Below are 8,737 nucleotides of genomic sequence, written 5' to 3'. Positions count from 1 at the left end.
GGGCGTGGGGGGCTTTTTTCATCAAATTGTGTTATGAGGAGCCGTAGGCGACGAACTTGAAATGGGTATGAGGGTGGCTTCCCGGCTCAGCCGGATCGGTGTTTATCTGTGGTTCAAATATTCAGGCAGGAGACGATGATCAACAAAGACGGAATGAAAGTGATCGACAACCCCAAGGAAGTGCGCGAGGAACTGTTGCGCGGCACCGGCGCGGTGATGGCCGACGGCGTCGCCATGTATATGGAGAACAGCAACGTGCGCGACAAGCAGATCGTCGTCGCCCGCTCGCCGGAAGGCGACACCCCCCTCACCAAAAAACATTACGACCCCGCCGTCTTCGACCAGGCCTGGCTCCAGTTCAAGGAGTGGAAGCGGGGGTAATCAATTTAAGAATCGATGGAGTTATTGAACTAACCTTCATTGATTACAGTTGCGTTTTCCATAGAGATCGAGGAATGAAAACAACCTTGTTCAATATGGAAAACGATTTCTATATCAGGAAAGTTTTCTTTGTTTGATAAATATTGATCAATTTGCTTGTAGTAATCTTGTTTGCTTTCACCTAGAAAGTCATCAAAGTTTATATTTATATAAACTATTCGGCGTGCATTAGGTTTAAATGAGAAGCATTGATTGTGAGCTTTATCGATAGCTTTTCCTAATTTATCCATAAAACCTTCCGGTAGAAAATTTAGAACCTCACCGGCCACTAATCCATTCCTTCTTTCGCTTTCTTCATCGGAAATATTTAATGTCTTCACTTCACATAAAATAATTTCCTCGGCAAACTTACCCTCTAGGTCTGGCGTTTCATTGGATTCATTAGGTAAAAAATGAATATCAACACAATCTAAATTTTTTAAATAATTATACCCACGTACTTCATTAAGCAATCCTATTAGTTGTTCCCACCCACGCAACTCTGAATTTACTGTCAAATAGTTTGAGTCTTTAACTTTAGTTTTAAATTGGTCCCATGCGATTTGGTTTAGACCCTGAAACTCTTTTTCCCGCCTTAGCCAAACTCGTCTCTTCGATTCATTACGAATTGAGTCGTGGAAGTTTTGAAAGTATGTGGAAGAGGAGCCGGGTTCTTCAATCAAGTCTCGAAGTTCATTGGTTCGACGGAATTCCATTCGCGACATTTATTTAACCCCTCACTCCAGCACATACCTCTGCATGAGGTAGCCGAGGCAGTCGTCGAGGGCGGCGTAAGGACTGGTGGTCAGCATGGAGGGCACCACCGCCCGCTTGAGGCGTATCTCGTTCCCCTTGTACACAAAAAACTCGTCGCCCACTTCCTTCCCCGTCTCGTCATACACAATCAACCGCTTGCTTTCATCGTGCCGCCAGCCGATCCGCGTGTTCTCCGGCAGTTCCTTGAAGTTCAGGCTGTCCAGGTCCTCCACGAACACGAAGTCCTCCGATCCCCCCGCATGACCGAACCCCACCGTGCACCCGTCGGGAAACTCGATGCGCCCGATGCTGTGGAACACGGATTCGTCCGCCGTGCGGTATCCCGTCGGTACGATCGCCGTCAGGTTCAAACACTGATCGACGAACCCGTGCACGCGCTCGAGGCCTTTGGGGTCGCCCGGCTGCCCGCACTCCACCGTCACCGCCGGGCAGATCTCGGCGAACGCCTTGGTCAGCACCGTGTCCGGCCGGGTGAAGTACACCAGCTTGTCGCTGAACAGTTTGCCGAGAAACACCCAGGCCGGGTCGAGCTTGTTGATGGCGGCATAGGGCGGGTTCTTGCCCGATGTGTTGTGGATGTCGATGCAGGCGAACAGGCCGTTCTCCCGCGCCAGCTCCACCACCCGCGCCGCGAGGCGATGTTCCGGCTGGTCGCCGCCGTTCCAGATGCGGTTGAAGTCGGGTCGCTGGTCGAGGTGACGCAGGTTGCCTTTCGCCGCGTGCACGTTGCCGAGAAACAGCCACACACTGCGCGGCAATCCTTCCGGCGTGGCGAGGTAATGCGCCAGCAGTTTCTGCATGGACTGGAATCCCGTCGGCTCGTCGCCGTGCAGGAGCGTCGAGATGAACAACGGCGGCTCGGTGCGGCCGGGAAGGCGCAACAGCGTCGGGCCGGGCAGGACGTTTCCCAACTCTTCGACGGAGGTGGTGAGCAGGTCCGCCGGTACGGCATCGAGCAGGTGGAGGTCCATCGTCACACGCTCCACGTGTGCACCGGCCGGTGCGAGTGTTGTTTGTGGTAGTAGGCGGCGGTCAGCGCGGCCATGTCGCGTCCGTACCTAGCCACAAAGTCCCTCTGCCAGCGCGCGCCGTTCTGCCCCGACCGCACCCGCTCGGCGATGATGCCGTGAATGTAATGATCGATGTCCGCGCGGTCCACTCCGGCGCGTTGAAGTCCTTTCCGCGCCGCGGGTACAAGGTGTTCCAGGATCAACTCCTGCATGCGCACGGTGCGGTCGCCCGCCCACTTGATCTCCGCGCACAGGCCGTTTTTGGCGGCGCGGTAAAAATTGTCGCGCGCCTGCATGAACGGGATTTTTTCCTCCAGACGTGTGTCTTCGTTGACGAAATGCACCATGAGGCCGAGCAGGAAGGCGATATTGGCGATGATGTCGGGCCGGCTCGGTCCGGCGGCGGGCACACGGTGTTCGATGCGCAGGTGCGGCACGCCGTGGGCGTTCACCCCGACGAGCGGCCGGGTCCAGCGCCAGATGGTGCCGTTGTGCAGGCGCAGGTGGCTCAGGTCTTCCTCGCGGTCCTCGAAGTGGATGGGGAGCAGGACGGGGTAGGCGTACAGGTTTTCGAGGAACGGTTCGAGGATGGAGCTGTGCGCGTAACCGGTGCCGAAGGTGGCGCGGCCGATGGTGCGTCCGTCCGCAGCGCGGAAACTGGCGACAGCGATCGACTGCTCGAACGCCGGGATGCGCGTCTCGTCCCACAAGTCCCGGCCGAACAGGTACGGCGAGTTGGCGGTGACGGCGGCCATCGGCGCCGCCAGTATCTGCGACAGGTTGTAATGCCGCGCCGCGTTCTGCGGCGGGCACTGGATGTGGATCTGCAGCGACGTCGTCACCGATTCCAGCATGACGTCGTCGTGCTCCACGTACAGGCGGTCGTTGCCGTCGATTTCAAGAATCAGGTTGCGGCCGTTGCGCAGGCGCAGCACCTGCTCGTTGAGCGCCCGGTAGCGGCAGTTGGACGACATGTTGGCGACGGTCAGCGCGTCGTCGGTGATGGTCGGCAGGATGCCGATGGTCATCACGCCGCAGTCGTGGTCCCGCGCGCGGTGCTCGCACAACTCCCAGATGGCGGCGAGTTCGTTGTCCATGTCGCGGAACATGTGCGGGGACAGGGTTTGCGGCGTGCTGTTGATTTCGAAATTGAAGCGGGCGAGTTCCGGCACCACGAGACCGTGGTTGATGGTGGGCAGGATGACGTCGTTCATCGGCGCGGGCTGGAACTGCGAGTTCACCAGCCACGCTTCCAGTTCGAACCCGCAGGCTCCCGGCTGGTTGTCGAACGCGCCGTCGCGGAACCAGGCGGAAAGGTGGTCCGTCTCGCGGTGGAGGCGTCGTTTGAACTCTTCAAAGTCCGCGTCGCAAAACTGGGAATGCGGGATGTCCAGGCCCATGGGCGGCGCCTCCGGAAAACGACTTCACTTTAGAAAGTATAACGCATCCGGGGGCGAATCAAACGCCTTTTGCCGCGAGCTCGCGCAGGCGGGTTTCCACGACTTCGTGCAGGGGATCTCGCGGCGGGGTGGTGCCGGTCCACAGTTTCAACTGCTCGATGGCCTGGTTGACGAACAGCTCGATGCCGGGAATCACCGTGCATCCTTTTTCCCTGGCGTCCTTGATCAGGCGCGTCTCCATCGGGTTGTACACCGAGTCGAACACCACCATGCCCGGTTTTAAGAGGCGCGCGGGGTAGGGCGTGTCTTTGGTATTGGGCGTCATGCCGGCGGGCGAGCAGTTGATGACGATGTCGGTCTCGTGCGCATCGATGTCGCGGATGCTGATGAGTTTCGCGTTCAATTCCTGCGCCAGCGCCTCGGCTTTCTCTTTATTGCGGTTGTAGGTGAGCGTGAGCGCCGCGCCCTGTTCGGTGACGCCGTGACCGATGGCCTTCGCCGTGCCGCCCGCACCGATAATGAGCACCCGCGTGCCTTTCAGTTCCGTCACTGCGGTGAGCGCCGACAGCGCGCCGGTGACATCCGTGTTGTAGCCCACCCAGTCGTTGCCCTCGCGCACCACCGTGTTGACCGCACCGATCTTCTGGGCCAGCGGGTCGATGCGGTTCATGTGTTTCATGATGTCTTCCTTGAACGGCATGGTGACGCTGAGTCCGGTGAAGTACGCCTGGTAGGTGTTGAAGAAGCGCGTCAGGCTTTTCACCCAGAAAGGCACGTACACGTTCGGCAGGTTCAGTTCCGAAAAAGCGCGGTTGTGGATGAGGTAACCCATGCTTTTGTTCACGGGGTCGCCGATGACGCCGAAGATTTTGCTGTCCAGGTTGAGTTCGTTGACGCGGTAGATGTGCTTCAGCGTGGTGGCGGGGATCTGCCCCGGCGCGCTTTCCTTGCCGCGGTCCAGAGAACCGAACGTCAGCCAGCCGCCGTACATGGGAGACAGGATGCGGCTGACCTCGCCTTTCTCGCCCATGCAGAACGCGATCAGTTTCACCTCGTCGCGGCGCGCGCGGCTGAGCAGTTGTAGAAGGCGGAGGTTGTCGCTCAGATCCTGCGCGTAGGTGATGATCTTGAGCACGTCGGCGGGCATCTGCGTCATCAACTCGTAGAGCGCATCGACCTTGTCGTCGGTGCGCGTGAAATCGTGGTGTGACAGGATGGCTTTGGATTTGCCCTTGTTTTCCAGCACCGAGCGCAGGAGTTCCGGCGGCGTGGAGGTTTCGATGTCGATGTACATCGCGCCCAGCTCGATGGCCTGCTTGATGACGGCGACGCGTTCTTCCTCCGTGCCGGGAAACTGGCCGCCGTCCATCTTCGCGCGGTTGGTGACGATGTACGGCGTGTCGCCTGCGGCTTCAATCAGGCGGGGAAGGTCGTGACCGGGGATCAGGTCGAGACGAAATTCGATGAAGTCGGCGACCTTCCTGCAGGCGTCGATGTCTTCAAGCGCGCGGTCCATGGTGGGACCGACGATGGGAACGCAAATCATGAAACCTCGTTGGATGATGGGCGGAAAAATTCGGTGCGCGAAAGCGGCGAAGCCCGATTATGCCCGATGCGGTGGGGAAAATCCAGTGAGGAGGAACGACGGATGGGGGTGATCAGTAAGGAGAAATCCGGTAACGAGCCGAGCGGTCAGCCCAGACGACTGCCCCGGCGGAAAGAAAACGGAACGTTGAAATCTTCTTCCTCTTCCTGAGAATTGGCGATGTTCAGGAAATCGAGGAGTTCCTCATCGGACGGTTTCTCTTTGGCCGGCTCCACGCCGCGGGTGGAACCGGTTTGTGGCCGTGTCGTGGTGGGCGCCGGTTGGATCGGTATCGCCGCCTGTGGACCGGCCGCGGAAGCTGTCTGGGCCGTGGGCGTGGATGCGGCTTGGGCGGAGGTCGTCGATGCCGCCTGGCTTGCGGCCGTGGTGGTGTTTTGCTGTGTGGCCTGCCTGGATTCGAACGTGGATTCGGACGGGTTTGACGCCCGCACCTGGTTCTGCTCGAACAGGCGCAGAGCTTCCGTGGACAGGCTGACGCGGTCGGCCTGCCCCTGCACGGTTCTCAGGTTGCTCTGCTTGTTCAGATCCGCTATGCGGGTCTGGCTCTGGTAAACCTGGAACGCACGGGATACTCTGCTTACGCTGAAATCCATGAGTCCACGATCTCCTTATTCAGGCATCACCGGAAAATTCCGTTCCCTTGACGCCAAACATACCGTACTGCTTGATGTTGTTCTTGCGGGTTTTCAGTTCCGTCAACTCTTCCCGCGTGTTCACAGCTTTCGCCTTCAGGGTTTCCGTACACGTGTTTTCCAGCTCGATCAGTTTTTCCATCACGTCGAGCACTTGATTCTGTAACGGGCGGGCCCGTTCCTGAAGATCCTGACGGTCCTGATCGGTCAGCGTGTTGGCGCTTTCCTTCAGGGCCTGCTCCAGTTCCTGCATCGAGCGAAGATGCTGTTCCTTGTGCTGGATCACCCGCACCAGCTTTTCATCGTCTCCGGCATCGATGGCCTCTTTCTGCTGACCGGCCAGTTCCAGAAGCTTGTTGTACCCCGTTTTCTGGGACTCGAGGCCGTTCATGATCTGTTCTGCCAGTTTGGAAGTCATCGTCATACCACCGCGATCAGGTTGCGCAACAGGTCATTGCTGGCATTTTCCTGGAACAGCTCGGCCACCTTGGAAGGCACCTGCGAAAGTTCACGGATTTGTTCCTGTTTGAAATTCAGGATACCCAGATTGTCGCTGAGTGCCAGTTCGAGTATCGGTTCGATTCTGGAAAGGATACCACCTTCTTCGCGAGTCAGGATATTAAAAACCTTTCCAGGGTTCTGGTTCAGGGACCGTTCCAGCTGGGGGCGATTGATTTTCAGCGTATCGTCCGACTCCGTCTGGATGCCTATGGCCGACAGTTCCCGGAACAGTTTGCTGCCAACGTGTTGGAATAAATCTGTCGAATAGTCTTTCAGGTTGCGCACCGCGTTGGTGAGGCCGATTTCCTGAAACTCGGTCTTTTGGGTGTTGACGCTGTTGATGCCGAGGGACCGGGTGTTTTTCTGGAACCGGGCCTGTTCCTGCGTGCGTGCATCTCTTTCGTTGATCTGTTCAAGGATCCCCTGCGAATTCCGGACCAGGTTGTTGCGCAGGGTTTGAATATCGAGGTCGCGGGCAAACACCTTGTCGCCGCCCAGAATTTTGTTGAATGCCTGGATTGCGTCGTTGAACCGGTCCACAAGCGTTTCAATCTGTTCTGCCGCACTTTTGGCATCGACCCGCACCCCCACCTCAACAGCCTGGCTGGAGGTGCCCCTGAGTCTGATCGTGACTCCGTTCAGGATGTCGCCAAACGTGTTGGTCGCGCTTTGAAACTGTTTTCCGCCAATTTCGATCACCGCATTCTGCGCCAGCCGGTTCAGGTCCGTCACCTGGTTGTTGACGGTGACAAGCTGTTTGTCCTTGAGCACGGAAACGTTCTGGCTGTTGAGCGTGAAGAATCCGAGTTGGAGAAGGAGACCGTCGGGGTCGTCCAGATTGATGCGTTCTCCTTCCGCCGCGGTCAGCTCCAGGCGGTTGTCCGCTGACAGGGTGGCGGTGACACCGGTTTGGGCCGTGCCGCCGTCCAGGATGCCGTTGCCGTTGGCATCTTCCGCCGGGTCCAGCACGCCATTGTTGTTGGCGTCCTCGATGATGAACAGGCCCTCAAAAAACGGGGTGGCCGGGATTTCTATGATATCGATCAGGCCGTTGCCGTTGAAATCTTCCGGACCGTCCAGCACGCCGTTGCCGTTCACGTCTTCGCCGCGGTTGATCTTGTTGGCGATGTCGAGAAGCGTGTCGCTGGCGGCGACGGTCACCTCCACTCCGTTGATGGAAAAACTGCCGCTCAAGCCCAATGCTCCAAGAGCCTGGGCGTCGGACACGCGCAACTCGCGGGTGGCCTGTTGCACCACATTCACTTGAAAGCGGGATATCGGGGCTGTCTCGTTTGCGGTTACCTGAACGATGTTGCGATCGGAGGAAAAGCCCGTCAGCAGGTTGAGCGCTCCGGTCTGGCGCAGGGTCTCCACCGAGCGCTGCAGTTTCTCCAGCCGCGAGCGCAGGTCGCCCAGGGCATCGTCCTGCAACTGCACCACCGAGTCGCGTTTGGTGAACTCATCGAGCAAGGGGAGGCCCGTATCCCTAAAATTCTCAGTCAAAAAGCGGCCACTCTGGGCAACCCGCAATGCCGACAGGGGCCCGCGCAGATCGCTGATCACCGGGAATCCCCGTTGCACGAAGCTGAAGGAACTCGCCAGAATGGCACCGCGATTGGGAAGGGGCGATCCGATGGTGCGTCCGAGACCCAGAACGCCTTCTGCGGCTTCCGGAGACAGGTCCACCTGGTCCACAATGCTGTCCGTGATCCCGGACAGCACCTGGCCCAATCCACCCAGGGTCCCGCCCAGATTCAGAGGCGACAGGAGTGAGCGCAGATTCAACGTTCCCGTCAGGGAAAGGTTGAAATTGCCAAGAATGTTATTGCTCAAAAGTGCCATGGTCGATGCTCGACAGGGTCCTGCTTAAATGAACCGGTTGATGTTGAGCCCGCGCTGGGCCACCCGGGATTCCGGATCCAGATCCAAAGGCCGCGTGCGTTGTTCTTCCTCTTCTTCCCGGCGGATGCGCCGTGCCTCAGCCTGTTCTTCCACCTGCTCAATGCGGGCCTGCTCTGCCCGTCCCGCGACGATGGACTGCGCCACCGGGGCGGCGTCCGGTTCCTCCACCGCCCCCGGAGGCACGAATGCTTCTTGCTCGTTCAACAACAGGTTGTTGTTGCCCCGTTCAATGGGGGCGTCGTCGTTGTCATCCCTTTCGCGGATGAGGTTGCGCAATTCCCGGTTGGCGCGCAGGGCCGGGTCCGTTTCCAGGAAATTCGAGCGCAGCGCGCCGCGGTTTTCCGTCAATTGCTGTATGTTGGTCTCCGGTTCCTCCTGCTCCAGAATCCGGGGCGGTGTGTTGGCGGGAGGCGGTGTTTCCCGATCCAGGGGTTGTTCTGTTTCCGGTCCTTCTTCCAATACCGGTTGCTGTTGCAGGCGCGCCGGGTC

General features: G+C 58.5%; 8 protein-coding genes and 1 pseudogene. 1 reads left to right on the top strand and 8 read right to left on the bottom strand.

What is annotated here, in order from left to right; all coding sequences use genetic code 11:
• The first annotated feature begins 135 nt into the window (after positions 1-135).
• The gene (locus tag TX82_RS00580; RefSeq protein ID WP_005008796.1) at positions 136-381 is read left to right on the top strand and encodes a hypothetical protein; all 246 of its coding nucleotides are present in this window, start codon (positions 136-138) and stop codon (positions 379-381) included.
• Between the two features lie 29 nt (positions 382-410).
• On the opposite strand, the gene TX82_RS00575 is transcribed toward TX82_RS00580, so the two are convergent.
• From TX82_RS00575 to TX82_RS00540, 8 genes and pseudogenes are all read right to left on the bottom strand, one after another.
• The gene (locus TX82_RS00575; protein WP_144079039.1) at positions 411-1,103 is read right to left on the bottom strand and encodes a hypothetical protein; all 693 of its coding nucleotides are present in this window, start codon (positions 1,101-1,103) and stop codon (positions 411-413) included.
• A 54-nt stretch (positions 1,104-1,157) separates the two neighbouring features.
• On the bottom strand, positions 1,158-2,168 hold the full coding sequence (locus TX82_RS00570; protein WP_005008794.1) for a M14 family metallopeptidase: 1,011 nt from the start codon (positions 2,166-2,168) through the stop codon (positions 1,158-1,160).
• Positions 2,169-2,170: 2 nt separating this feature from the next.
• Positions 2,171-3,607 carry a glutamate-cysteine ligase family protein gene (locus TX82_RS00565; RefSeq protein WP_005008793.1) on the bottom strand — a complete coding sequence of 479 codons (1,437 nt, stop codon included), beginning with the start codon at positions 3,605-3,607 and terminating at the stop codon, positions 2,171-2,173.
• A gap of 58 nt (positions 3,608-3,665) precedes the next feature.
• Positions 3,666-5,153 carry a shikimate dehydrogenase gene (aroE, locus tag TX82_RS00560; RefSeq protein ID WP_005008790.1) on the bottom strand — a complete coding sequence of 496 codons (1,488 nt, stop codon included), beginning with the start codon at positions 5,151-5,153 and terminating at the stop codon, positions 3,666-3,668.
• A 146-nt stretch (positions 5,154-5,299) separates the two neighbouring features.
• Positions 5,300-5,806, bottom strand: coding sequence for a hypothetical protein (locus TX82_RS00555; RefSeq protein WP_005008788.1), 507 nt, complete (start codon positions 5,804-5,806; stop codon positions 5,300-5,302).
• A 19-nt stretch (positions 5,807-5,825) separates the two neighbouring features.
• Complete coding sequence (flgN, locus tag TX82_RS00550) at positions 5,826-6,263, bottom strand: flagellar export chaperone FlgN (RefSeq protein WP_187291878.1); 438 nt, start codon at positions 6,261-6,263, stop codon at positions 5,826-5,828.
• A 2-nt stretch (positions 6,264-6,265) separates the two neighbouring features.
• On the bottom strand, positions 6,266-8,188 hold the full coding sequence (fliD, locus tag TX82_RS00545; protein WP_005008783.1) for a flagellar filament capping protein FliD: 1,923 nt from the start codon (positions 8,186-8,188) through the stop codon (positions 6,266-6,268).
• A 24-nt stretch (positions 8,189-8,212) separates the two neighbouring features.
• Positions 8,213-8,737 (bottom strand): annotated as a pseudogene (locus TX82_RS00540) (hypothetical protein); the annotation flags it as partial.

The sequence above is a fragment of the Nitrospina gracilis 3/211 genome (assembly GCF_000341545.2).
GTDB lineage: Bacteria > Nitrospinota > Nitrospinia > Nitrospinales > Nitrospinaceae > Nitrospina > Nitrospina gracilis.
Note: the sequence above shows the minus strand (reverse complement) of the source record. Positions and strands in the feature narration are given on the sequence as shown.